This window comes from Stenotrophomonas sp. HMSC10F06 (assembly GCF_001807865.1).
Lineage (GTDB): Bacteria > Pseudomonadota > Gammaproteobacteria > Xanthomonadales > Xanthomonadaceae > Stenotrophomonas > Stenotrophomonas bentonitica_A.
The window spans coordinates 66,948-90,162 of record NZ_KV791267.1; the positions used below are offsets into that span (position 1 = coordinate 66,948).

Genomic DNA, 23,215 nt, shown 5'->3' on the forward strand with positions numbered 1-23,215 from the left:
CGTCCTTCATGTCCCTGCCTGCGCCGTTGCCCGCCGCTTTGTTCGTCACCGGTACCGATACCGGCATCGGCAAGACCTTCAGCAGCTGCGTGCTGCTGCATGCCCTGCGCCGGCATGGCGGCACGGCCGTGGGCATGAAGCCGGTCGCCAGCGGCTGTGAGCGCACCCCGCAGGGCCTGCGCAACGAGGACGCCACCGCCCTGCTGGCTGCCAGCGTGCCGACGCCCGGGTACGACGACCTGAACCCCTTCGCGCTGGAGCAGCCGCTCGCGCCGGAGATCGCCGCGGCAGAAGCGGGCGTGCAACTGTCGCTGGCGCCGATCGAAGCTGCCTTCGCGCGCCTGCGTGCCAGCGCGGACACGGTGGTGGTGGAGGGCGTCGGCGGCTGGCTGGCGCCGCTGTCGGCCACGCTGGACCAGAGTGATCTGGTGCAGGCGCTGAAGCTGCCGGTGGTGATGGTGGTCGGGCTGCGGCTGGGTTGCCTCAACCACGCACGGCTGACCGCCGAGGCGATCGCGGCCCGCGGCGCGCACTGCATCGGTTGGATCGCCAACGAGGTGGACCCGGCGATGGCGCGCCGCGATGAGAATGTCGCGTTGCTCAAGGCGCGGTTGCCGATGCCGTGCTGGGGTCGCCTGCCGTATGCGCCGGGTGCGGATCCGGCGAGCCTGGCAGACCGCCTGGTGTTCTGAGCGTCAGCCGCCTGCGCGCACCTGCAGCGCGCTGGCGAGCCGGCCGACCGTGGCAATCGCGCTGGCGAAGCGCTCGTCCAGTTCCTGGCAGCACGACAGGCGCAGGCAATGCCGGTAGCGGGCACCGCGCGAGTACACCTGGCCGGGCATGAACACCACGCCCTCGGCCAAGGCCTGCTCGAACAGCTCCCCGGCATCGATCGCCGGGGGCAGCTCCACCCACAGAAGGAACCCACCGGTCGGCTGGGTGGCCGAGGTGCCGGGCGGGAAGTGCTGCGCGATCAGGCCACGCACGTGGCTGACCTGGTCGCTGTAGAGCCGGCGCAGCCCACGCAGGTGGTGTTCGTAGTTTCCGGCCTCCAGGAATGCCGCCACCGCATCGCCGAGCAGGCGTGATTCGGCGCCGGAGGAATGGAATTTCAGCAGCTGGATATCGGCAGCGAAGCGACCCCCATCGAGCCAGCCGATCCGGTAATCCGGCGCCAGCGTCTTGGAGAAACCACTGCAGACCATGATCCAGCCATCGCGATCGAAGCTCTTGGCCAGCGGTTCCAGCGGCTCCTTGAACTGCAGCTCGGCGTAGACCGCATCTTCGATCAACGGCACCTGGTAATGGTTCACCAGCTCGGCCAGGCGCTGCTTGTTCGGCACGGGCATGCTGCCGCCGAGTGGATTGTGCACGGTCGGCATGGCCATGATCGCGGCGATGCCGCCGGCGGCGAGCAGCGCTTCCAGTGCTTCCAGATCGAGGCCGTCCCTCGGATGGGTGGGCAGCTCGATCGCGCGCAGGCCCAGGCTGCGCAGCAGCGGGTAGATGTTGAAATACGAGGGCGCTTCGATCGCGACCGCATCGCCGGGTTGGGTCACCACGCGCAGCGCCAGCTGCAGGGCTTCCATCGCGCCATGGGTGAGCACCAGCCGGTCGGTGGTGGTGTGCAGCCCCAGCCGTGGCCCTCGCTGCACGATCTGCGTCAACAGCCGTGCCGCACCGTTGGGACGTGCGTAGGTCTCCACCGTGGTGGCGGCCCGGCGCAGTACCTGCGCGGTACTGCGGGCCAGCTGCGCACCGGGATAGAAGCGCTTGCCGCGCGGCCCGGCGAAGGCCAGGTCGACGATGCCCGGTTGCTGCTGTGCGGCCAGCACGCGCGCCATCATCGCCTGCTGTGCCGGTGCGGTGGGCGGAGACGGCGCCTGCCGCAGCGACTGCGTCGGTTCGGGCAGACGCGGGCTGACCACGAAGCCGGCCTTGGGCCGCGGCAGCACCAGCCCGGCATCCTCCAGCTGCCGATACGCGGCGATCACCGTGTTGAGGCTGAGGCTGCGCTGTGTCGCCAGGCCGCGCAGCGACGGCAGCCGGGTGCCGACCGGCAAGCGCCCACTGCGGATCGCGTCGGCCATTTCATCGGCCAGGGACTGGTAGAGGTTGGTCGCCATCGGCATCTGCATCCACGGGTATCTGTAACCGTGCGGATGCCAATCATCTGCATCTGTATCCGCCTCGGGACGCAGCCTACCATGGGCGTGACGACTTCCCTCGCGCACGGCAGAGCGGTGTGTGCCGTGCGTCTTTTCTTCTGGTTCGCCGCGTGATCAGCGCGCCGAAATGGAGGTACTCACCAGGCGCGGCTGCTCGCGGTACAGCGCCGGATACTGCTGCTTCAGCGCGGCCACCTTGGGCAGGTCGTTGATCCGGATATACAGCGATTCCGGATGCAGCGTGAGGTAGTTCTGGTGATAGCCCTCGGCGGCGAAGAACGGCTTGCCACCCTCGACCTGGGTCACCACCGGCGCGGCGTAGGTCCTGGCCTGCTGCAGCTGGGCGATGTAGGCGCGGGTGGCATCGCGCTGCGCGGCGTCGTCGGCATAGACCGCCGAGCGGTACTGGGTGCCGCGGTCCGGGCCCTGCCGGTTGAGCTGGGTCGGATCATGCGCCACCGAGAAGAACACCTGCATCAGCTGGCCATAGCTGACCTGGGCCGGATCGTAGGTGACCTGTACCGCCTCGGCATGGCCGGTACCACCGCCGCCGACGCGCGGGTAGGTGGCGTTCGCCGCACTGCCGCCGATGTAGCCGGAGAGCGCATTGTCCACGCCCTTGATGTGCTGGAACACGCCCTGCACGCCCCAGAAGCAGCCACCGGCGAAGACCACCTGTGCCCGCTTCACACCGGGTTGGCGCAGGTCCGCCTTGCCGGTGGGTGGCGGCATCGCCACGGCGGTGGTGGCTGCGGCGGCGAGCGCCGGTCGATCCAGACCCAGCACCACGCTGGCGGTGAGTGCCGCGATGGCGACAGCGATGCCGCCTGCAACGAGTTTGTCGACTGCGATCTTCATGCGATGGCTCCTCACCCAAACGTAAAGGCGTAGGCGCGCACGCCCGGATCGAGGAACTCGATCTCGAAGGTGCGCTCCTGCACGGCGCCGGACTGGCGGATCAGCTGATACAGACGGTTTTCATCCACGCGGCCGTCGCCGTCGGCGGAGATGTCTCCACCGGCTGCTGCGCCCGGCGCCTGACCGTCGATGCGCACGCGGAACCGGACCGGCTTGCCGTCCTCGCCCGGCGCCAGCACCAGGTGCAGGTCACGTGCATGGAAGCGGAACGCGACACGACCGCCGCGCGTCTCCAGCCGGGCGTCTTCGTTGCCCACGGTCCAGCGTCCAGCCAAGGCCCACTGGTTGTGTTGAAGCGTGGCAGGCACCGTGTAGTCGGCAGGCTGGTCCTGGCGCTGGCCACCGGGCGAGGCGAAGTTCTCGGCACGCGCATGGCCGAGGTAGGTCTCCGGCGATTTGAGGTTGTCCATGTCGGCCTGGCGCGCCACGCCGTCCAGCGTCATCGCTACCGGAGCATCGTCACCGGGCAGGGTGTTGCCCGCCTCGCGCAGCAGCTGGCGGATGATCTGCTCGGACTGCGCATAGTTGCCCTCGCCGAAGTGATGCGCGCGGATCCGGCCCTGCGCATCGATGAAGTAGTGCGCCGGCCAATACCTGTTGTTGAAGCCGCGCCAGATGGCGAAGTCGTTGTCGATCGCGACCGGGTAGGTGACCTTCAGGTCCTTCACCGCCCGCTGCACGTTGGCCAGATTGCGCTCGAAGGCGAACTCCGGCGCATGCACACCGATCACCACCAGGCCGTGATCGCGATAGCGCTCGGCCCACTCACGCACGTAGGGCATCGCGCGCAGGCAGTTGATGCAGGAGTAGGTCCAGAAGTCGACCAGTACCACCTTGCCGCGCAACGCCTGCGCATCCAGCGGCGGGCTGTTGAGCCAGCCGGTCGCACCGGCCAGCGAGGGCAGGGTGCCTTCCACCGGCAGCGGCTGCCCGGGGGCACCGGCGGTGCTCATCATCGCCGCACCGGCGGCGGGTTGCTGTGCTGGCAGCACATCGAGCAGGCCCTGTTCCAGCTTGGCGGTGCTGACCGTGGACAGCCGGGTCAGCACGCCGGTATCCCACCCCATCGCGATGGCGACCACCGCCAGCAGCGCCGCGATGCCGAGCCCGCGGCGCACCCACTCCCCCACGCCAAGACGGCGCTTGAGCGCGGCGAACACGCGCCCGCCGATCCAGATCGCCAGCGCCAGCGAGGTCGCCGCGCCCAGTGCATAGGCGAGCAACAGCCCGCTGGTGCCGACACTGGCGCCCTGCAACGCCGCGCCGGTGAGGATCAGGCCGAGGATCGGCCCCGCGCACGGTGCCCACAGCAGGCCGGTGGCGATGCCGATCAGCAGCGAGGTACCCACGCCCCCCCGGCCCGCGTCACTGGCCGCATCGGCCGAGGCGCTCAGCCGCGCCCCCAGCCGCTGGAACGGCGACAGCAGGCGGTCGGCCAGCGCCGGCCACAGCAGCGCCAGCGCGAACACCGCCATCACCACCAGTGCGATCCAGCGCCCGATCTGGTTGGCCTGCGCCACCCATTGGCTGCTCACCGCCGCCAGGCTGGCGACCACGGCGAACATCAACGCCATGCCGATCAGCAGCGGCAGCCCACTGCGCAGGAAAGGGCGGTCGGACCGTGCGAACACGAACGGCAGCACCGGCAGGATGCAGGGGCTGAGGATGGTGAGCACGCCACCGAGGTAGGCCAGCACGAGCAGAAGCATGGAGAGGTCCTTCTATGACGCAGGGAGTGCGGCGCTCAGGCCGCGACGAAATTCATGGCCACGCCGTTCATGCAATAGCGCAGTCCGGTCGGGCGCGGGCCATCGTCGAACACGTGGCCGAGGTGGCCACCGCAACGCCGGCAGTGCGCCTCGACCCGGACCATGCCCAGCGTGGTGTCGCGGTCTTCGCCGACGGCATCGTGCAGCGGCGCCCAGAAGCTGGGCCAGCCGGTACCGCTGTCGAACTTGGTGGAGGAGGAGAACAGCGGCAGCGCGCACCCCGCACAGGTGAAGGTGCCGCGCCGGTGTTCCTTGTTGAGCGGGCTGCTGAACGGCCGCTCGGTGCCCTGCCGGCGCAGCACGCTGTACTGGGCCGGGGTGAGCTGCTCGCGCCACTGCGCATCGCTGCGCATGACCTCGAACTGGCGCGCAGGCGCGGCGGGAGCTGCCGGGGCGGGCCCGCTGCAGGCGGTCAGTCCGAACAGGCCGGCCGCGGCAGCCATGCCACCCATTCCAAGCACATTGCGACGTGTGTAACGCATGGCCGATCTCCGGGCACGGGGACGATGCGGCCATGCTGCGCCCGGCCCGGTCAACGAATCCTCACGCAGGGTTAAATTTTCCGTGACACATTCAGGTCGCGATCCGTCGACAATGCCGCCATGCCCTCCTGCCGCCCCCTGAGCCGATGAGCAGTGCCAAGCGCGTCCTGATCGTCGAAGACGATGTCCACATCGCCAACCTGCTGCGCATGCACCTGCGCGATGAAGGTTATGAGGTCACCCATGCCGCCACCGGCGACGAGGGCCTGGCCCTGCTGGAGGCGCAGCCGTGGAGCGCGCTGGTGCTGGACCTGATGCTGCCCGGTGTGGACGGCCTGGAGATCTGCAAGCGCGCCCGTGCGATGACGCGCTACACGCCGATCATCATCACCAGTGCGCGCGCCAGTGAAGTGCACCGCATTCTCGGCCTGGAGCTGGGCGCAGACGATTACCTGGCCAAGCCCTTCTCGATGCTGGAACTGGTGGCACGCGTGAAAGCGCTGCTGCGCCGGGTGGAAGCGATGGCCCAGAACGCACGCATCGATGCCGGTGAGATCGAGGTGGCCGGGCTGCGCATCGACCCGGTCGCCCGCACGGCGCTGGTGGAGGGACGACCGCTGGAATTGACTCCGCGCGAGTTCGACCTGCTGTACTTCTTCGCCCGTCATCCCGGCCAGGTGTATTCGCGCATGGACCTGCTCAACCAGGTGTGGGGCTACCAGCACGACGGCTACGAGCACACCGTCAACACCCACATCAACCGGCTGCGCAACAAGATCGAGCGCGATGCGGCCAATCCGCAGCGCATCCAGACGGTCTGGGGACGGGGCTACAAACTGGTCGATGGCAACGAAGGGGGCGGCGCATGATCCGGCTCACGTTGTCGCAGCGCCTGTCCGCGGTGTTTTTCGCGCTGTTGCTGCTGTGCTGTGGCGCACTGGTCTGGATCCAGATGCGCAGCACCACCGTGCATGAGCAGGAAACCGTGCAGCGCCTCTCACGCGGGCTGGCCGAGCACATCGCGCGCAGCGGCGAGCTGATGGATGGCCGCGGCATGCGCAATGGGGAAGTGCGCGCGCTGTTCGGCAAGCTGATGGCGGTCAACCCGAGCGTGGAGGTGTATCTGCTTGATGACCAGGGCCGCATCCTCGGCCACGATGCTCCGGACGGTCATCTCAAGCGCAGCCGGGTCGATCTGGCACCGGTAAAGGCGCTGCTGCGCGACGAGCCGCTGCCGATCCTCGGCGATGACCCGCGCAGCGCCACCGGCCGCAAGGTGTTCAACGCGGCGCCGCTGTGGGTGCAGGGGCATCAGGCCGGCTACATCTACGTGGTGCTGGTCGGTGAACAGCGAGAAGCACTGGCGGCCAACATCGCCGCAAACAGTACGCTGCGCACCACGCTGTGGTCGTTGGCGATCGTCGCGGTGGTGGGCCTGCTGGCCGGCCTGGTCGCGTTCCGTTGGGTCACCCGCCCGCTGCGCCAGCTGACCCGGCGCATCCAGTCCTTCGATGTGGATAGTGCCACCCCGGATGCCGCACCGCCCCCGGCGCCGCTGCGCCCCGGCGAGCGCGACGAGCTGGCCATCCTGCAGCACAGCTTCGGCCACATGGCCCAGCGCCTGGGCGAGCAGTGGCAACAGCTGCGCCAGCAGGATCTGCAGCGGCGCGAACTGGTCGCCAACATCTCCCACGACCTGCGCACACCGTTGTCGTCGCTGCACGGGTATCTGGAAACGCTGGCCCTCAAAGACGCCACGCTGGGCGCCGACGAGCGCCAGCGCTATCTCTCGATCGCGCTGTCGCAGAGCCACAAGGTCGGGCGCCTGGCCCAGGCGTTGTTCGAGCTGGCCCGGCTCGAACACGGCGGTGTCGTACTGGACCGCCAGGCGTTCTCGCTGCCGGATCTGATCCAGGATGTGTTCCAGAAATTCGAGCTGGCGGCCGAGTCCCGCCGGCAGACACTCAGCGCCGACATTCCGCCGGGTATCCCGCCGGTGATCGCGGACCTGGCATTGATCGAGCGGGTGCTAACCAACCTGCTCGACAACGCGATCCGCCATACGCCGGAAGGCGGGCGCATCACGGTCACCCTGCGCGCGGCCGATGGCCAGGTGCAGGTCAGCGTGGCCGATACCGGCCCGGGCATTGCCGCCGAACGCCGCGCCACCCTGTTTACCGCGATGCCGGCGTTGAGCAGCCAGCGGCCGGACAGCGGTGGGCTGGGCCTGCTGATCGTGCGTCGCATCGTGCAGCTGCACGGGCGTGAGATCCGCCTGCTGGAGAGCCGGGAAGGGGCGTTGTTCGTGTTCTCGTTGCCGGCAGCGCGGTAACAGCGCCCAAAAAAAAGACCCGACAGAGGGAGGGTTCTGTCGGGTCTGGGATTGCGTGGGGGGAGGGACCCACGCAAATTCGATGTTGTCCGGCTCAGCCGCGGGTCTTGCCTGCGCTGGGCGTGGCGGCCGCGAACGGCTGCCGGGCGAGTTCGCTGAAGGCTTCGGAGGCCTTCAACCCCATGCCGGCCACTTCCTGGCTGGCGCTGGTCCAACGGGCGAGGTTGTCACGCGCCAGTTGCGCGCCTTTGGGCAGCAGCAACTGCAGCGTGCCAGCATCCTGTGACTGCACGATTTCACCGAAGAACCCGCTGGTGGCGGTGATGTTCTTCTCCAGCGTCTTCAACTGCACCCCGAACATGCTTTCGGCATTTTCCAGCGCGAGCCGGTTGGCACGCGTGGCCGTGGCGGCCAGCTGGCGGGTGTAGTCGCTGAAGGAATCGGTGAACGCGGACGCCATGGTCAGGACGGCTCGAGAACGTTGATGCAATGCAGCATACGCCGAAAATATTGCATTGCAACATTCCATCGCCAGTGGTGGCCCGGTTTTAGTTGAACCGGTTTCCAATCAATGGGTTGCGCAGGCTTGCGGGCGATGATGATGGGTGGGAGCCGACCAACGGTCGGCTCTACCGCGCGCTGCCGGGTCAGCCGCGGTAGCGGCAGCCGGAGGTGCAGGTTTCGTGCACGGTGACTTCGCTCAGCTCGGGCAGGGCCGGCTTGAGTTCGTCCCAGATCCACATCGCCAGGCGCTCGCTGGTCGGGTTCTCCAGGCCGGGGATGTCGTTGAGGTAGTGGTGGTCCAGACGGTCGTAGATCGGCTGGAAAGCGGCTTTGACGTCGCCGAAATCCATGATCCAGCCGGTCTGCTCGCCGGGCTCGCCTTCCACTTTGAGCTCCACCCGGAAGGAGTGGCCGTGCAGGCGCGCGCACTTGTGGCCCGGCGGCACGTTGGGGAGGTGGTGAGCGGCCTCGAGGGTAAAGACTTTGAAGATTTCCATGGCCGCATTGTAGCGGTGGGCTGGGGCTCCAGCAGGGGTCGGGCGTTAATTGTTGCTAACGAAAACATTTCCATCCGGATGAAGAGATGTTAGTTTCTCTTATATCCGTATGAAGAGATGTTATTGGCCGCGGTTCAGCCAGGCATGGACTACTGCGGAACTTGTCGTCCACCACCCCACTGAAGTTCATGCCCAAGCCCACTCTTCTTGTAGCGGCGTTGTCCGTCGCTCTGGCAACGCCTTTGACCGCGTTCGCCGATGCCGCCCCCGATGCCGCCGCCGCCGGCGACAGCAAGACCCTCGCCGCCGTGCGGGTCACCGGGTCCAACATCAAGCGCACCGATACCGAGTCGGCCAACCCGGTGCAGGTGATCGAGCGCCAGCAGCTGGAGGAGACCGGCAAGGCCACCGTCGCCGACCTGCTGCGCTCGATCTCGGCCAACACCGGCAACGCCAACAACGAGACCACCAACAACGGCTGGGCCTCCGGTTCGGCCGGCATCGGCCTGCGCGGCCTGTCGCAGAAGAACACGCTGGTGCTGCTCAACGGCCGTCGCCTGGCCAACTACGGCTTCCCGGCCGGCGGCCTGTCGGACACCTTCGTCAACCTCAACGCGCTGCCGCTGGTGGCCGTGGAACGCATCGAAGTGCTCAAGGACGGCGCCTCGGCGGTGTACGGCTCGGACGCGGTGGCCGGCGTGGTCAACATCATCACCCGGCAGAATTTCCAGGGCGCCGAACTCGGTGGCAGCCTCGGCACCGCCGACCAGGGCGGGTTGGACGAGCAGAACCTGAAGTTCATCGGCGGCATCGGTGATCTGGACACGGATGGCTACAACATCCTGGTCAGCCTGGAAGGCTACAACCGTGAGCGCCTGGACCAGGACCAGCGCGACCTGACCAAGTCGGGCATCTACACCGACAAGCCCGGCGGCCGCTGGAACGGCTGGTCGGCCAAGGGCGCGCGGTATCTGGTCAACGGCACCTCGGTGCCGATGCTCGATGCCAACGGCAACTGCCCGGAGGGCACCACCCTGGTCGCCAGCGCGCCGATCGATGGCCTGGCCGGCAACACCTGCGGCTTCAACCAGGCGCCGTACACCACGCTGATCCCCTCGACCAAGCGTTACCAGGCCTACGTCAACGGCACCTTCCGGGTGAATGACAACGTCGAAGCCTTCGGTGAAGTGCTCTACAGCGACATCAAGGGCGTCTCCTGGTTCGGCAGCAGCCCGTTCTTCACCCTGGAAAGCGGCCGCTTCGCGCTCAACGCCGATACCGGGCTGGCCGAGCCGGTCTCCTCCAATCTGCCGGCGAGCAGCCCGTACAACCCCTACGGCCGCGCCGTGCCGATCGAGTACACCTTCTTCAACCTCGGTGCGACCATCAAGACCAACCGCTCGCAGGCCTACCGCGGCCTGGTCGGGCTGCGCGGCAGCCTGCAGAACTGGGACTGGGAAGTGGGTGCATTCGGTGCGCGCAGCAGTGAGAGCGAGACCGTCTCCGGCGGCTTTGCCAACCGCTATGCGCTGGCCGATGCGCTGGCCACCGGCAGCTACAACCTGCTCAATCCCGCGGCCACCCCGCAGGACGTGCTCAACGCGATCAACATCAGCACGCTGCGCCCGGCCGAGTCGGTGCTGCAGGGCGTGGATGCCAAGATCTCCGGTGCGCTGGGCCACACCTGGGCCGGCGAGATCGGCTTTGCCGCCGGTGCCGAGTGGCGCCGCGAGAAACTCGATTCCAACAATCCCTGGCAGATCGATGCGGGCCTGCAGATCCGCCCGGCGATCGCCGAGGTGCACGGTGAGCGCAAGGTGACCGCGGCCTATGCCGAAGTGAACGTGCCGCTGGCCGAGCGCCTGGAGCTGCAGGCCGCTGCGCGCGCCGATCATTACAGCGATTTTGGCGATGCCTTCTCGCCCAAGCTGAGCCTGCGCTGGCAGCCGTGGGACATCCTGCTGGTGCGCGCGGCCGCCTCCAAGGGCTTCCGTGCGCCGTCGCTGTCGGAGAATTCCAACAGCACCAGCATCGCCTACGGCAGCGTGATCGATCCGCGCGATCCGGATGTGCCGGGCTCGCGGCAGAACCCGACCTTCTTCACCGTGGGCAACAACGACCTCAAGCCGGAGCGTACCAAGAGCTTCAACGCCGGTATCGTGCTCTCACCGTGGTCCAACACCAGCCTGAGCGTGGACTACTACCGCATCGAGCTGGAGAACCTGGTAGGCACCAACAACACCCAGACCCTGGTCACCGACGACGTGCCCGGTGCGGTGCTGCGCGATGAGCGCGGCAAGCTGCTGGCGGTCTACAACCGCTATCAGAACCTGAGCGAGCTGAAGACCTCCGGCTTCGATGTCGAACTGCGCCAGCGCTTCCCGACCGAGCGTGCCGGCGACTTCGGCCTGAGCACCGCCTTCACCCACGTGCGCGACTACAGCCGCCCCACCGTGGTCGGTGGTCCGCTGGTGGATTACGCCGGCAGCAACCTCGGCGCCACCCTGCCCAAGAACAAGGCCACCACCACCTTCGATTGGAGCTATGGCGATTTCCGCACCGCGCTGACCTGGTACTACACCAGCGGCTACGACCAGAAGGCCAGCGCCGCGGCCACCGCCGTGCAGGATCGCGTGGATGCCTACAACCAGTTCGACCTGTACCTGGGCTACACCGGCATCGACAAGCTGACCCTGTACGCGAAGATCCAGAACCTGGCCGATGAGGAACCGCCCTACGACGCCTCGTTCCCGGGCATCCGCGCGCCGTACGACTTCAGTCAGTACGACCTGCGCGGCCGCTACTTCACGGTCGGCTTCGACTACCGCTTCTGAACCTGCGGGCCGGTCGCCTTCGCGCCGGCCCGGCACCTGGCTGCACCGGAGCGTGCGCATCCAACGGGGCCGGCGGAGATGCCGGCCCGCTTCATGGGGAACTGCTGTGTCTTTGCATCGTGTCGTGTCACGTCCCATCACCTGGCTGGTGGGCGCGTTGTGGTTGCTGGCCGCGCCAGCGTTCGCGCAGAGCGCGTACTTCTTCCCGCAGGGCGGCGAGTTCGATCCGTCCATTCCCACCCCGCAGCAGTTCCTCGGTTACGAGATCGGCAGCCGCTACACGCGGCACGATCAGCTGGTGGCCTACTTCAACGAACTGGCCAAACACTCCGACAAGATCAAGGTGGAAGAGATCGGGCGCAGTTACGAGGGCCGCCCGCTGCTGATCGCCACGGTGACCTCGGCACAGAATCTGCAGAACCTGGAGGCGCTGCGGCGCCAGCACGTCACCCTGGCCGATCCGGCGCAGCCGCTCTCGGCCGCCGGCAGCAGCCCGGTGGTGGTGTGGCTGGGCTACAGCGTGCACGGCAATGAAACCTCCAGCGGTGAAGCAGCGATGCTCACCGCCTACTACCTGGTCGCCAACCGCAGTGCGGAAACCGCGCAGTGGCTGCAGCAGGCGGTGGTGCTGTTCGATCCGGCGCAGAACCCGGACGGGCGCGACCGCGCGGCCAGCTGGCACAACGCGTATGCGTCCTCGCCGGCCTCGGCCGATCCGGCCGACAAGGAACATGTCGAACCGTTCCCGCAGGGCCGTACCAATCACTACTTCACCGACCTCAACCGCGACTGGCTGGCGCTGACCCAGCAGGATACGCGGCCGAAGATCGCCTATTTCCACCAGTGGTATCCCAACGTCCAGATCGATTTCCACGAGATGGGCAAGGACAGCACCTACTACTTCGAACCGTCGCCGGCCAGCATGCACAGCCCGCTCATTCCGGCGTCGTCGTATGCGTTCAACAAGACCCTGGCCAAGTACCACGCGCAGTCGCTGGATGCGCTGGGCTCGCTGTACTACACCGGGGAGAACTTCGACAACTTCTCGCCGGTGTATGGCTCGACCTACCCGGACTTCCACGGTGCGGTCGGCGTGACCGTCGAGCAGGCCAGCTCGCGTGGCCGCGTGCAGGAATCGGTCAACGGCCTGCTGACCTTCGGCTTCACCATCCGCAACCAGGTGGCCACCGGCCTGGGCACCGTGCGCGGCGCGGTCACCGAGCGCGACGGCCTGCTGAAGCTGCAGAAGGATTTCTTCCAGTCGGCCCTGAAGCAGGCCAACCAGCAGCCGGTGAAGTCGTTCGTGTTCGGCGACGCGGCCGATCCGGGCCTGACCCGGCGCCTGCTGGATCTGCTGCTCCAGCACCAGATCGCCGTGCAGGCATTGAGCGCCCCGGTGACGGTGGACGGCCAGCGCTTCGAGCCGGGCAGCGCCTACGTGGTCCAGGCCGCGCAGCCGCAGTTCCGCCTCGTCCATTCGATCTTCGCCGACACCCCGCCGATCAAGGGCGATGTGTTCTACGGCAGCACCTCCTATGCGATCGCACCAGCCTACGGCGTCGCATTCGCCGCCAGCCGCAGCCGGATTGGAGGTGGCGAGCGCGTGGCCAGCGTGCCGGACGCGAACGGCGGCGTGGTCGGTGGCCAGGCGGGCTATGCCTACGTGTTTGACTGGCGCGATTACAACGCCAGCCGTGCCCTGTACGCGCTGCAGGCCAAGGGCCTGCTGACCCGCGCGGCCTTCCAGCCGTTCACGGCGGCCACCGCGCAGGGCGAGCAGTCGTTCGGCTACGGCAGCGTGGTGGTGCCGGTGGCGGGCCAGCCGCTGGCCGGTGCCGAACTGCTCGCGGCGGTCGACGCCGCGGCACGCAGCAGTGGCGTGCATATCCAGGCGCTGTCCAGTGGGCAGAGCCGTGGGGGTATCGATCTGGGCAGCGATAGTGTCAAGGCACTGCGCAAGCCGGCGGTCGCGCTGGTGATGGGCGAGGGCGTGAGTGCCACCGAGATCGGCTCGGCCTGGTTCCTGCTTGATCAGCACCTGCAACTGCCGGCCAGCAAGATCGATCCGGCCCAGCTCGGCAAGGTCGCCCTGGATCGCTACACCACCATTGTCCTGGCCGGGGGCACCTACGGTGGCGTCGATGCCACCGCCGTGGCCGCGCTCAAGCGCTGGATCAATGCTGGCGGCACGTTGATCACCTATGGCACCGCCGCGCGCTGGGCAATCGAGCAGAAGCTCAGCGACGAAGTGCTGGGGCCGGAGGAGAAGGAACCGGAGGCGGCACGACGCGCCTTTGGCGATCAGCGCGACATCGCCGCGATCGAACGCGTGAGCGGCAATATCCTCAGCGCCGACGTGGACACCACGCATCCGCTGGGGTTCGGCGTGCCGCGCCGGCAGCTGGCGGTGAACAAGGAAAACGGCCTGAGCTTCCAGCCCAGCCGCAACCCGTTCTCCACGGTGGTACGCATCGACGAAGCGCCCAAGGTCAACGGGTATCTGTCCGAGCGCAACCGCAGCCGCGTCGCTGGTGCGGCCTGGCTGCTGGTCTCGCCGCAGGGGCAGGGCAACGTGGTGCTGTTCGCCGATGACCCGGCGCACCGCAAGTACTGGCACGGCACCGAGCGCCTGCTGTTGAACGCGATCTTCTTCGGCAACCAGCTCAACCCGACCAAGCCGCGCGGCTGACGCCTTCGGCAGCGGTAGTGCCGGCCGCTGGCCGGCTCCCGACCACACCCGGGGTGACACGCCGGCCTCCCCCCCTATGTGTCCGACACAGCCGACCAACGTCGGCTGTTTTCGGTTGCTGGACACCATCACACCCCATGTGAAAATTCCGTATTGCGAATCATTCGCAATAAGAATAGGATGGCGCCCGCCGGGATCGCCCGGCTGTTTCCGCGAGAAGCCGCCCGCCTGATCGCTGCGCGTCCACGTTGTCGAACCGTAACCGTCCTTTCTCCAGGGGAACCACCATGAAGATCGTCCCGCTCACCGCGGCCCTGCTGGCACTGGTGCTGGCGCCGGCCGCCCATGCACAGCCGGCCACCAAGGCCCCCCCTGTGTCCCCGACCGCGGCCGCCTTCCTGGCGCAGTTCGCCACCGAAGGGACCGACAGCGTCAGCTGGGCCCAGTTTGAGGCCTTCCGCAAGCAGCGTTACACCGACACCGACCGCAACCAGGACGGCCACGTTGACGAACAGGAATACGCCGATGAGTACCTGCAGCGCTTCGATGTGCGCCTGGCCGACGCGCGCGCTGGCCACCTGCGCCAGACCGACACCCGTTTCAAGGCACTGGATCGCGACGGAAACGGGGCGATCAGCCGCGCCGAGTACGATGCCGCCGGCGAACGCACCTGGGCCGGCTACGAGACGTCGCAGAACGCCTCGCAGGAGACCGCCGCAGCGTCTTCGCGCGATCCGCTGAAGATGCCGAGCTCGCACACCGCCAACGGCATGCTGGAGCTGTACGACCGCAACCAGGATGGCGCGGTGGATCGCGAAGAGTTCGACGCAGTGCGTGCCGCGGGCTTCGCCGCCACCGATGCCGACGGCAACGGTACGCTGTCGCTGGCCGAATACACCGCCGAGTTCAGCGGCCGCCTGGAGCAGCAGCGCCAGCGTGTCCGTGCCGATGCCGCGCGCCAGGCCCGCGTGCGCTTCGCCTCGCTGGACAAGGACACCGATGGCCGCATGACCTTTGCCGAGTACCAGCTCTCGGGCAAGCGCATGTTCGACCGCGCCGACAGCAATGGCGACGGCGTCGTCGATGCACGCGATCCCGAGCCGGTCGCCGGCGCGCATTCGGCCAACGGCAACCGCTAGCGGCCGGGACGTGCCCTGCACGTCGCACGCCTGCACCCACGGATGAACCCGGCGCGCGCCCCCTGCGCGCCCTTGCCCCCCAGCCCCGCTCGATCCACCGATCGCCGCAGCCAGGAACGGCCCGCCGCCACCGCGGCCTCACGCCATTTCCTTCCCCTCCTGCGGAGCTTGATCATGAAGTCGTCCCTCACCCTGCTGGCGCTGGCGGTTGGCGCCAGCCTGTCCGTCACCGTGCATGCTGAAACCGCTGCCGATGCCAGCACGCTCGATACCGTGCGCGTGCAGGCCGAGCGCGCCAAGAAAACCCGTTCGACCAACCAGAACGTCACCGTCCTTACCGCGGCCGATCTCGACAACGAGATGGCCAACACGATGGAAGAAGCGGTCCGCTACATCCCCGGTGTCAGCATCGTGGACATGGGCCGCTTCGGTGACAACGGCTTCAATATCCGCGGCCTGGAAAGCGACCGTGTCGCGATCACCGTCGATGGCCTGAGCCTGGGCGAATCGGTGGAAACCGCGCGTTCCTACGAGTTCTTCCGCGGTGGCCGCGGCGATGTGGACATCGATACCCTCAAAAGCCTGGCCGTGATCAAGGGCGCCGACTCGATCAGCGCCGGCAGCGGTGCGCTGGGGGGGGCGGTGGTGTTCACCACCAAGGACCCGGCCGACTACCTCACGCGCACCGGCAACGACACCCACCTGGGCTTCAAGGCGGGGTACTCCGGTGCCAATGACGAAACCATGGGCACGCTGACCTTTGCCAACCGTACCGGCATCGTCGAATCGATGCTGGTCTACACCCGCCGCGAAGGCCATGAATCCGAGTCGTGGTATGACACCACCAACGACCGCATCGGGGTCGGTCGCCGCACGCCGGATCCGGTGGACAGCACCCGCGACAACCTGCTGGGCAAGCTCGACCTGCAGCTCGACGAGGCCAACACGCTGGGCTTCCTCTACGAACGTGGCCGCGCCACCAACGACGTGGACAACCTCTCGCGCGTCTACGCGCCGGGTTACCTGTCGCGCAAAGGCCATGACACCAACGACCGTGACCGCTACGGGGTGAACTACCAGTGGCGCGCTGACAACGCGCTGTTCGATACGCTGGATGCACAGCTGGACCGCCAGGTCACCGACAGCCGTGGCATCACCACCATCGTAGCCGGCAGCGGTTGCCCCGGCGGCACGACGCCATGCCTGCGCAGCGAGAACCGCTCGACCAAGCAGACCCTGGACCGCGCCGCGGCCGACTTCAGCAAGGTCTTCGCCACTGCCGGCGCGCGCCATGACGTGGTCTACGGCCTGGCCTGGCAGCAGCGCGACATCGATTTCACTGCGGTTGATACGCGCTGGAATGCGGCCGGCGCGGTCGCCTCGGTGGAGATCGACCCGCGGCAGGTGCCCAAGACCGACGTGACTGCCTGGAACCTGTACCTGCGCGACAGCGTGCAGCTGCTGGACGAACGGCTGACGCTCAGCGCCGGTGCGCGCTACGACCGTTACGATTACTCACCGCAGGTGGATGCCACCTTCGTGGACCGCACCGGCACCGTGCGCGATGTGAGCTTCGCTTCGCCGAGCTGGCAGCTGGGCACCGAGTACCGCTTCCTGCCCGATCACGCGCTGTGGGCCCAGGTGGGTCGTGGCTTCCGCGCACCGACCGTGGCGGACATGTATTCGCCGACCAGCGCCACCCAGGTCATCAACGCGCAGAACGGCCAGCCGCTGCTGCTCAACGACACCGTGTCCAACCCGGACCTGGAGGCGGAGAAGAGCCTGAATCTGGAGTTCGGTTACCGCTGGAGCACCGATCACGCGCAGCTGGGCCTGTCGGTGTTCCGCGACCGCTACGAGAACTTCATCGAGTACACCAACCTGGTCCAGTCGGTACCCGGCGGCTTCCGCACCACCGCCACCGGCCCGGTGCTGTATTCGCGCAACTACACGATGCCGACCAACGCGGGCGAAGTGACGGTGAAGGGCACGGAGCTCGAGGGCCGCTGGCAGATCAATGATGCGTGGTCCTCGCGACTGGCCGCGTCCTACAGCAGAGGCGAGAAGCGCAATGGCGATCCGCTGGAAAGCATCGTGCCGGCCAGCGCCGTGCTCGGCGTGCGCTATGCTCCCTCGCCGGTGTGGAACCTGACCGCCAGCGTGACCCATGCCGTGGCCAAGAAGACCAAGGACGCCTACACCACCGACGCCACCGGCAAGGTCACCACGCCGGCCTTCGTCGACAAGGCCGATGGCTACACCGTGCTGGATCTGTACGGAACCTGGAACGTCACCCCGCAGTGGAAGCTCAGCGCTGGCCTCTACAACCTGACCAACGAGACGTACTACCTCTGGCAGCGCGTGCGCAACGTCAACAAGGGCAGCAACACGCTCTACGGCTACGTCAACGATGAGGGCATCGGCCGCTACAGCGAGCCGGGCCGCAATGCACGGATCACGGTGGCCTACAGCTTCTGAGTCGGGGCGCCGAGCCACAGCCGTACAGGCGCCAACGGCCGGGCCGGTAGTGCCGGCCGCTGGCCGGCTCCCGATAAACGAAAAGGGCGACGCAGATGCGTCGCCCTTTCTACGTTTCAGCGATGCCCGAAGGAATCAGCTGGCGCGACCGCCACCGCCACCCTGGCTGCGGCCACCGCCGGCATTGCCACCGCCACGGCGCTGGCCCTGCGGCTGGCCACCGCGCGGTGCACCGCGACCGGCGCCATCACGCTGGCCGCCACCGGCCTTCTTCGGGCCGGCATGGGCGTGGCGCGGGGCCTCGCTGTGCGGACGACGCGCATGCTTGCGCGGCGAACGATCGCCACCCGGCACTTCGGCCTTGCCCGGCGCACTGTTGCCCCAGCGGATCGGGGTCTGCGGCTCGAAGCCCGGCACGTCGCGGATGTCCATGTCCTTGTCGAGCAGGCGCACGATCTGGCGCAGCAGCTTGGCTTCGTCCTGGGCCACCAGCGAAATCGCCTGGCCGGTCGAACCGTTACGGCCGGTACGGCCGATGCGGTGCACGTAATCCTCGGCCACCATCGGCAGGTCGTAGTTGATGACCTTCGGCAGTTCGTTGATGTCGATACCGCGTGCGGCGATGTCGGTGGCCACCAGCACGGTCACGCGGCCGGCCTTGAAGTCACCCAGGGCACGCAGGCGCTGGCCCTGGCTCTTGTTGCCGTGGATCGCCGCGGTCTTGATGCCGGACTTGTCCAGGAACATCGCCAGCTTGTCGCAGCCATGCTTGGTACGGCCGAACACCAGGGTCTGCTCACGGCTGTCCTGCGCCAGCAGGTGCAGCAGCAGTTCGCGCTTGCGCGCGCCATCGACCGGATGCACGCGGTGGGTGATGGTCTCGGCGACGGTGTTCTTCGGGGTCACCTGGATCTGCGCCGGATCGCGCATGAATTCCAGGGCCAGCTGCTTGATGCTCTCTTCGAAGGTGGCCGAGAACAGCAGGGTCTGGCGGTTCTGGCGCGGCAGCTTGGCGAGGATCTTCTTGATCGACGGCAGGAAGCCCATGTCGAGCATGCGGTCGGCTTCGTCCAGGACCAGGATCTCGATGCCGGACAGGTCGACGCTGCGACGCTCGATGTGATCGATCAGGCGGCCCGGGCAGGCGACCAGCAGGTCCACGCCACGGCGCAGCACGTCGAACTGGTTGCCCATGCCGACGCCGCCGTAGATGCAGGCGCTCGGGATGCGCAGGTACTTGCTGTAGCCCCGCAGGCTGTCATGTACCTGGGTGGCCAGTTCGCGGGTGGGGGCGAGCACCAGTGCACGCGGCTTGCGCGGGCCATTGACGGCCTGCGGGTTGGTACCCAGGTGCTGCAGCAGCGGCAGGCCGAAGGCGGCGGTCTTGCCGGTGCCGGTCTGTGCGCCGGCCAGCAGGTCGCGGCCTTCCAGAGCGAGCGGGATGGCCTGCTCCTGGATCGGCGTGGGGGTATCGTAGCCCTGCTCGGTCAACGCGCGCAGCAGGAACGGGGCAAGGCCCAAGGATTCAAAAGACATCGGGTGGAAGCTCCAAAGACAAAGTAACGCCAGGCCGAATGGCCGGACGCGAGGCAGATCAATGTGATCGGCTGACTCGGAGCGTTCCCGTGAACCGCGCTGCGAGAATTGGGTGCAGTCGACGCGGTGCGCAGACTGGAATGCATGACGAATGGCGTCGGAGTGGGGGCGGGCGACGGATCGTTGATCCATATCGCCGGCGATCCCGAAGGGAAACGGACGGCCGCTGCAGACCCGGATAGTCTAACGGATGTTTGAGACCCATACCAAACCCCCCTGTTCAGCTTGGGAGGAGGGGGGCGGAACGATAGAGCCACGCCATGCGTAGCTCTTCCTGCGCGTAGGCAATGCATTACGGTAAGGCGATGCGGCGGTGCAGCTGGTCGGCCCGCCAAGCATTTGATTACACTTGAAACCTATTTTCGCGATCCCGGATACCCACCCATGAAGCTTGGTTCTTTGAAGGAAGGCGGCCGCGACGGCACCCTGATCGTGGTCTCGCGCGATCTGCGCCAGGGCGTGCGCGCCACCGGCATCGCCGCGACCCTGCAGCAGGCCCTGGAAGACTGGAGCCACCTGGCCCCGCGCCTGAATGCCCTGTACGAATCGCTGAACCACGGTGACGCCGACGGCGTGTTCGACATCGACCTGCAGGCGCTGGCCGCGCCGCTGCCGCGTGCCTATGAATTCGTCGATGGCAGCGCCTACCTGCCGCACGTGGCCCGCGTGCGCCGCGCCCGTGGCGCCGAAGTGCCGGAGAGCTTCTACACCGACCCGCTGATGTACCAGGCCACCAGTGCCGGTTTTTACGGCCCGCGCGACGCGGTCAAGGTGGTCAGCGAGGAGTACGGCATCGATCTGGAAGCCGAGCTGGTGGTGATCACCGACGACGTGCCCATGGCGGTGACGCCGGAGCAGGCTGCCGGCCATATCCAGCTGATCGGCCTGGTCAACGATGTCTCGCTGCGCAACCTGATCCCGGGCGAGCTGGCCAAGGGCTTCGGTTTCCTGCAGTCCAAGCCGCGCTCGGCGCTGTCACCGGTGTTCGTCACCCCCGATGAGCTGGGTGACGCCTGGCAGGACAGCAAGGTCCACCTGCCGCTGCTCACCCATATCAATGGGGAATGGTTCGGCGCGCCGGAAGCCGGCGTGGACATGCAGTTCAACTTCGCCCAGCTGGTCGCGCACGCCGCCAAGACCCGCCCGCTGGGCGCCGGTGCGATCGTCGGCTCGGGCACCATCGCCAACGAGGACACCAGCAAGGGTGCATCCTGCTTCGCCGAACAGCGCACCGTGGAAACCCTGCGCGATGGCAAGCCGAGCACGCCGTTCATGTCCTTCGGCGATGTGGTGCGGATCGAGATGTTCGATGCGGCCGGCGAGAGCATCTTCGGTGCGATCGAACAGCGCATCGAGCAGGCGGCCAAGCCCTGAGCAACGGCCGGGAGACCGCCATGGAACCGATCGAGCTGTTCAGTTACTGGCGCTCCAGCGCAGCCTACCGCGTGCGCATCGGGCTGAATCTCAAGGGCCTGCCGCACCGGATCACCCCGGTGCACCTGGTCCGCGAGGGGGGCGAGCAGCACGGCGCGGCCTATGCCGCGCTCAACCCGCAGGAGCTGGTGCCGACCCTGCGCCATGGCGAGCGCGTGCTGCAGCAGTCGATGGCGATCCTGGAGTATCTGGACGAGGTGTTCCCGGCCCCGCCGTTGCTGCCCGCCGATGCGGAGGGCAGGGCACGGGTGCGTGCGCTGGCCCAGCTGGTGGCCTGCGACATCCACCCGCTCAACAACCTGCGGGTGATGCAGTATCTGGAGCGCACGCTGCAGGCCAGCGCCGAGGCGCGCACCCAGTGGACGCTGCACTGGATGGCGGAGGGGTTAGCGGCGATGGAAACGCTATTGGCCGGCGATGCCAGGACGGGTACGTTCTGCCAGGGCGACCAGCCCGGCCTGGCCGATGCCTGCCTGGTGCCGCAGCTGTACAACGCGCACCGGTTCGGGCTGGATCTGGCGCCGTACCCGACGCTGCAGCGGATCGAAGCCGCGTGCCTGGCCCTGCCGGCATTCGATGCAGCCAGGCCCGAGCATCAGATCGACGCAGGATGACGGTGGGCATCGACAGATCGACGCGGGGAGACGGGTAGGCATCGACCGTTGGTCGATGCGCCGTGTCAGATGCCCCCACCAACGGTGGGGAACCGCTAGAACCCGTGCGTGATCGCCGGTGCGGAGGCAGCCGAGTAATCCGCGTACGGATCATGTTCGTTGCCGCCTTCGGACAGCCGGAATTTCAACGCCAGGCCATCGCGCGAGTCGGCCGCGCGCAGCGCCTCCTCCTGCTCGATGATGCCGTTCTTGGCCATCCGGAACAGGCACTGGTCGAAGCTCTCCATGCCTTCTTCCAGCGAGGCCTCCATCGCCGCCTTGATCTCGTGCACCTGGCCGCGGCGCAGCAGGTCGCGGATCATCGGCGTGTTGATCAGCACTTCGGTGGCCGGCAGGCGGCGCCCGTCCTTGCCCTTGACCAAGCGCTGGGAGACGACCGCACGCAGGTTCAGCGAGAGGTTCATCAGCACGTTGCGGTGCGCGCTCTCGGGGAAGAAGTTGAGGATGCGCTCGATGGTCTGGTCGGCGTTGTTGGAGTGCAGGGTGGCCAGGCACAGGTGCCCGGTTTCAGCGAACGCGATGGCCGCCTCCATGGTTTCCGCATCCAGGATCTCGCCGATCAGGATCACGTCGGGCGCCTCACGCATCGCGTTCTTCAACGCGTCGTGGAAGGTGTGCGTGTCCAGCCCGACCTCGCGCTGGTTCACGATCGACATCTTGTGTTTGTGCAGGTACTCGATCGGGTCCTCGATGGTGAGGATGTGCCCGGTCGTGGTGCTGTTGCGGTGGTCGATCATCGAGGCCAGCGAGGTCGACTTGCCCGAGCCGGTCGAGCCGACCACCAGCACCAGCCCGCGCGGGGTCATGATGACGTCCTTCAGGACCTGGGGCAGGTTGAGTTCTTCGATGCTGGGGATCTTGCTGCGGATCGCGCGGATCACCATGCCGACCTCGCCGCGCTGCTTGAACACGTTGACGCGGAAGCGCCCGGCGTCGGGCAGGGCAATGGCCATGTTGAGCTCGAGCTCGCGCTCGAACTGCGGGGCCTGGCCCTCATCCATCAGCGAGTAGGCGATCTTCTTGACCATCCCGGGCGGCAGCCCGGTATTGCCCAGAGGATAGAGTTTCCCCTCGATCTTGATGTATACCGGTGCTCCGGTTGTCAAGAACATGTCCGACGCGTTCTTTTCGGTCATCAGCTTCAGGAAATAGCCGATATCCATGCGAAATGTTTCCCCAACAATCAGCGGCTTGCCATTGCAAGCGCACCGCAGGCTTCCGACAATGGCCGCGCACACAACTCTGGCGACGGCACCCCCAATGAAACCTAGCTTCGCACAAATACGACGGGCCCTGTATGTGACGGTGTGCGCATTCGCGCTCTCTGGTGCCGTACAGGCGCAGGATGGCGCGCTGGAACTGATGCAGGCCCGGCAGGCGGTCGACAAGGCCACCCAGGCCGATGCCGACCAGTACGCCCCGGACCTGATCGCCGTGGCCCGGCAGGGCCTGGAGCAGGCCCAGCGCGCCGCCGGTGACCGCCGCGAGCGCAAGAACGCGCCGATGCTGGCCGTTCGCGCCACGGTCGACGCCGACCTGGCCCGCGCCCGCAGCGAGGAAGCCACCGCTACGGCCCAGCTGCAGCTGCGCCGCAATGAAGTCACCCAGCTGCAGCGCCAGCTCGCCACCGGGGAAGACCGCTGATGATCTCCACCAAGATGCGCATGCCCTGCCTGCTGCTGGCCGCCAGCCTCAGCCTGC

18 protein-coding genes are annotated in these 23,215 nt (G+C 67.3%); 10 read left to right on the forward strand and 8 right to left on the reverse strand.

The genetic code is table 11. The features are described from left to right. Window positions 1-8: 8 nt before the first annotated feature. Window positions 9-692 (forward strand): dethiobiotin synthase, encoded by a 684-nt coding sequence (gene bioD, locus HMPREF3113_RS07575; protein WP_046273813.1) that lies wholly within the window; start codon window positions 9-11, stop codon window positions 690-692. 3 nt (window positions 693-695) lie between these two features. Here the strand turns inward: bioD and HMPREF3113_RS07580 are convergent, their stop codons facing one another. The 4 genes from HMPREF3113_RS07580 to msrB all read right to left on the reverse strand — a co-directional run bounded on the left by HMPREF3113_RS07580 (window position 696) and on the right by msrB (window position 5,337). Beyond that, entirely contained in the window at window positions 696-2,126 is a 1,431-nt protein-coding gene (locus HMPREF3113_RS07580; protein ID WP_070471754.1) for an aminotransferase-like domain-containing protein, read from the reverse strand. Between the two features lie 156 nt (window positions 2,127-2,282). Beyond that, the gene (gene msrA / locus HMPREF3113_RS07585; RefSeq protein ID WP_070471649.1) at window positions 2,283-3,026 is read right to left on the reverse strand and encodes a peptide-methionine (S)-S-oxide reductase MsrA; all 744 of its coding nucleotides are present in this window, start codon (window positions 3,024-3,026) and stop codon (window positions 2,283-2,285) included. Window positions 3,027-3,037: 11 nt separating this feature from the next. After that, entirely contained in the window at window positions 3,038-4,795 is a 1,758-nt protein-coding gene (locus HMPREF3113_RS07590; RefSeq protein WP_070471650.1) for a cytochrome c biogenesis protein DipZ, read from the reverse strand. Between the two features lie 35 nt (window positions 4,796-4,830). Continuing rightward, entirely contained in the window at window positions 4,831-5,337 is a 507-nt protein-coding gene (gene msrB / locus HMPREF3113_RS07595; RefSeq protein ID WP_070471651.1) for a peptide-methionine (R)-S-oxide reductase MsrB, read from the reverse strand. Between the two features lie 146 nt (window positions 5,338-5,483). Here msrB and HMPREF3113_RS07600 point away from each other — a divergent pair, with 146 nt between their 5' ends. After that, window positions 5,484-6,206, forward strand: a complete 723-nt coding sequence (locus HMPREF3113_RS07600; protein ID WP_070471652.1) for a response regulator transcription factor — start codon at window positions 5,484-5,486, stop codon at window positions 6,204-6,206. Further along, a complete protein-coding gene (locus HMPREF3113_RS07605) occupies window positions 6,203-7,669 on the forward strand; it encodes a sensor histidine kinase (RefSeq protein ID WP_070471653.1) in 1,467 nt (488 codons plus the stop codon). The genes HMPREF3113_RS07600 and HMPREF3113_RS07605 overlap by 4 nt, the downstream gene beginning before the upstream one ends. A gap of 94 nt (window positions 7,670-7,763) precedes the next feature. On the opposite strand, the gene HMPREF3113_RS07610 is transcribed toward HMPREF3113_RS07605, so the two are convergent. Together HMPREF3113_RS07610 and queD are read right to left on the reverse strand one after the other, a co-directional pair. Then, a complete protein-coding gene (locus HMPREF3113_RS07610) occupies window positions 7,764-8,129 on the reverse strand; it encodes a phasin family protein (protein ID WP_070471654.1) in 366 nt (121 codons plus the stop codon). Window positions 8,130-8,316: 187 nt separating this feature from the next. Beyond that, on the reverse strand, window positions 8,317-8,670 hold the full coding sequence (gene queD, locus HMPREF3113_RS07615) for a 6-carboxytetrahydropterin synthase QueD (RefSeq protein ID WP_019182605.1): 354 nt from the start codon (window positions 8,668-8,670) through the stop codon (window positions 8,317-8,319). A gap of 188 nt (window positions 8,671-8,858) precedes the next feature. Between queD and HMPREF3113_RS07620 the strand changes: the two genes are divergently transcribed. The 4 genes from HMPREF3113_RS07620 to HMPREF3113_RS07635 all read left to right on the forward strand — a co-directional run bounded on the left by HMPREF3113_RS07620 (window position 8,859) and on the right by HMPREF3113_RS07635 (window position 17,810). Next, window positions 8,859-11,504, forward strand: coding sequence for a TonB-dependent receptor (locus HMPREF3113_RS07620; protein WP_070471755.1), 2,646 nt, complete (start codon window positions 8,859-8,861; stop codon window positions 11,502-11,504). 124 nt (window positions 11,505-11,628) lie between these two features. After that, the gene (locus tag HMPREF3113_RS07625) at window positions 11,629-14,193 is read left to right on the forward strand and encodes a M14 family zinc carboxypeptidase (protein WP_254665256.1); all 2,565 of its coding nucleotides are present in this window, start codon (window positions 11,629-11,631) and stop codon (window positions 14,191-14,193) included. Window positions 14,194-14,480: 287 nt separating this feature from the next. After that, window positions 14,481-15,332, forward strand: a complete 852-nt coding sequence (locus tag HMPREF3113_RS07630; RefSeq protein ID WP_070471656.1) for an EF-hand domain-containing protein — start codon at window positions 14,481-14,483, stop codon at window positions 15,330-15,332. 174 nt (window positions 15,333-15,506) lie between these two features. Beyond that, complete coding sequence (locus HMPREF3113_RS07635; protein WP_070471657.1) at window positions 15,507-17,810, forward strand: TonB-dependent hemoglobin/transferrin/lactoferrin family receptor; 2,304 nt, start codon at window positions 15,507-15,509, stop codon at window positions 17,808-17,810. 135 nt (window positions 17,811-17,945) lie between these two features. Here the strand turns inward: HMPREF3113_RS07635 and HMPREF3113_RS07640 are convergent, their stop codons facing one another. Further along, window positions 17,946-19,346: a DEAD/DEAH box helicase gene (locus HMPREF3113_RS07640; RefSeq protein ID WP_070471658.1), complete on the reverse strand. Its 1,401-nt coding sequence runs from the start codon at window positions 19,344-19,346 to the stop codon at window positions 17,946-17,948. A gap of 444 nt (window positions 19,347-19,790) precedes the next feature. On the opposite strand from HMPREF3113_RS07640, the gene HMPREF3113_RS07645 reads away from it, so the two are divergent. Beyond that, on the forward strand, window positions 19,791-20,780 hold the full coding sequence (locus HMPREF3113_RS07645; protein WP_070471659.1) for a fumarylacetoacetate hydrolase family protein: 990 nt from the start codon (window positions 19,791-19,793) through the stop codon (window positions 20,778-20,780). Window positions 20,781-20,800: 20 nt separating this feature from the next. Then, window positions 20,801-21,454 (forward strand): maleylacetoacetate isomerase, encoded by a 654-nt coding sequence (gene maiA, locus HMPREF3113_RS07650; RefSeq protein ID WP_070471660.1) that lies wholly within the window; start codon window positions 20,801-20,803, stop codon window positions 21,452-21,454. Window positions 21,455-21,549: 95 nt separating this feature from the next. Here maiA and HMPREF3113_RS07655 read toward each other — a convergent pair whose 3' ends face one another. Then, window positions 21,550-22,677, reverse strand: a complete 1,128-nt coding sequence (locus tag HMPREF3113_RS07655) for a PilT/PilU family type 4a pilus ATPase (RefSeq protein WP_070471661.1) — start codon at window positions 22,675-22,677, stop codon at window positions 21,550-21,552. Window positions 22,678-22,774: 97 nt separating this feature from the next. Between HMPREF3113_RS07655 and HMPREF3113_RS07660 the strand changes: the two genes are divergently transcribed. Further along, window positions 22,775-23,158, forward strand: coding sequence for a DUF4398 domain-containing protein (locus tag HMPREF3113_RS07660; RefSeq protein ID WP_070426558.1), 384 nt, complete (start codon window positions 22,775-22,777; stop codon window positions 23,156-23,158). Window positions 23,159-23,215: the final 57 nt, after the last annotated feature.

What these genes read in the sequence shown, in the direction of transcription:
- HMPREF3113_RS07610 (WP_070471654.1), bottom strand. Translation starts at nt 8,129, where the DNA reads ATGGCGTCCGCGTTCACCGATTCCTTCAGCGACTACACCCGCCAGCTG.
- HMPREF3113_RS07580 (WP_070471754.1), bottom strand. Translation starts at nt 2,126, where the DNA reads ATGGCGACCAACCTCTACCAGTCCCTGGCCGATGAAATGGCCGACGCG.
- msrB (WP_070471651.1), bottom strand. Translation starts at nt 5,337, where the DNA reads ATGCGTTACACACGTCGCAATGTGCTTGGAATGGGTGGCATGGCTGCC.
- HMPREF3113_RS07620 (WP_070471755.1), top strand. Translation starts at nt 8,859, where the DNA reads ATGCCCAAGCCCACTCTTCTTGTAGCGGCGTTGTCCGTCGCTCTGGCA.
- HMPREF3113_RS07600 (WP_070471652.1), top strand. Translation starts at nt 5,484, where the DNA reads ATGAGCAGTGCCAAGCGCGTCCTGATCGTCGAAGACGATGTCCACATC.
- HMPREF3113_RS07660 (WP_070426558.1), top strand. Translation starts at nt 22,775, where the DNA reads ATGAAACCTAGCTTCGCACAAATACGACGGGCCCTGTATGTGACGGTG.
- maiA (WP_070471660.1), top strand. Translation starts at nt 20,801, where the DNA reads ATGGAACCGATCGAGCTGTTCAGTTACTGGCGCTCCAGCGCAGCCTAC.
- HMPREF3113_RS07640 (WP_070471658.1), bottom strand. Translation starts at nt 19,346, where the DNA reads ATGTCTTTTGAATCCTTGGGCCTTGCCCCGTTCCTGCTGCGCGCGTTG.
- HMPREF3113_RS07630 (WP_070471656.1), top strand. Translation starts at nt 14,481, where the DNA reads ATGAAGATCGTCCCGCTCACCGCGGCCCTGCTGGCACTGGTGCTGGCG.
- HMPREF3113_RS07655 (WP_070471661.1), bottom strand. Translation starts at nt 22,677, where the DNA reads ATGGATATCGGCTATTTCCTGAAGCTGATGACCGAAAAGAACGCGTCG.
- queD (WP_019182605.1), bottom strand. Translation starts at nt 8,670, where the DNA reads ATGGAAATCTTCAAAGTCTTTACCCTCGAGGCCGCTCACCACCTCCCC.
- HMPREF3113_RS07635 (WP_070471657.1), top strand. Translation starts at nt 15,507, where the DNA reads ATGAAGTCGTCCCTCACCCTGCTGGCGCTGGCGGTTGGCGCCAGCCTG.
- HMPREF3113_RS07590 (WP_070471650.1), bottom strand. Translation starts at nt 4,795, where the DNA reads ATGCTTCTGCTCGTGCTGGCCTACCTCGGTGGCGTGCTCACCATCCTC.
- msrA (WP_070471649.1), bottom strand. Translation starts at nt 3,026, where the DNA reads ATGAAGATCGCAGTCGACAAACTCGTTGCAGGCGGCATCGCTGTCGCC.
- HMPREF3113_RS07645 (WP_070471659.1), top strand. Translation starts at nt 19,791, where the DNA reads ATGAAGCTTGGTTCTTTGAAGGAAGGCGGCCGCGACGGCACCCTGATC.
- HMPREF3113_RS07605 (WP_070471653.1), top strand. Translation starts at nt 6,203, where the DNA reads ATGATCCGGCTCACGTTGTCGCAGCGCCTGTCCGCGGTGTTTTTCGCG.
- bioD (WP_046273813.1), top strand. Translation starts at nt 9, where the DNA reads ATGTCCCTGCCTGCGCCGTTGCCCGCCGCTTTGTTCGTCACCGGTACC.